Genomic DNA, 627 nt, shown 5'->3' with positions numbered 1-627 from the left:
GGACGCGCCGGCCGCCACCCCGCCGCTGGTGGGCCGCGCCACGTTCCCGGCGACGGGGATCGCGGTCGCGCGCACCGCACCGGGCTCGACCCGCGGGCTCGCCGTGTCGGTAAAGGGCGGGCACAACGACGAGAACCACAACCACGTGGACGTCGGCTCGGTGATCGTCGCCCTCGACGGCGTGCCCGTGGTGGTCGACGCCGGCAAACCCACCTACCGCGCCGGCTCCTTCGGCCCGAACCGGTACGACCTGTGGGTGGTCCGCGGCGACTGGCACAACGTCCCGCGGGTGCGCGGCGTGGAGCAGGCCCCCGGCCCGGAGTTCGCCGCCGGCGCCTTCGAGGTGTCGGACGGCGTAGCCGCCGCGGGCGACGGTGTCGGCGAACGTAGGGCTGATCGCTCTGTCGGGGCTGACAGCGCGACCGAGCCTACGTTCGACGGCGGGCCGACGGCGCGCTGGCGGGCTCGGGTCGAGCTCGCAGGGGCGTATCCCGTGGCCGGGCTCGAGCAGTGGTGGCGTGAGGTGACACTGGACCCGGCGGCCGAGGCCGTGACCGTCGAGGACTCCTGGCGGTTCACGGACAGGGCCCCGACCGAACCAGCCGAACCCGCCGGACCAGCCGGACC

1 pseudogene is annotated in these 627 nt (G+C 75.3%); it reads left to right on the top strand.

Annotated elements, in window-relative coordinates:
• A pseudogene (locus PROKR_RS32400) lies at positions 1 to 627 on the top strand (heparinase II/III family protein); the annotation flags it as partial.

The sequence above is a fragment of the Promicromonospora kroppenstedtii DSM 19349 genome (assembly GCF_000515355.1).
GTDB lineage: Bacteria > Actinomycetota > Actinomycetes > Actinomycetales > Cellulomonadaceae > Promicromonospora > Promicromonospora kroppenstedtii.
Note: the sequence above shows the minus strand (reverse complement) of the source record. Positions and strands in the feature narration are given on the sequence as shown.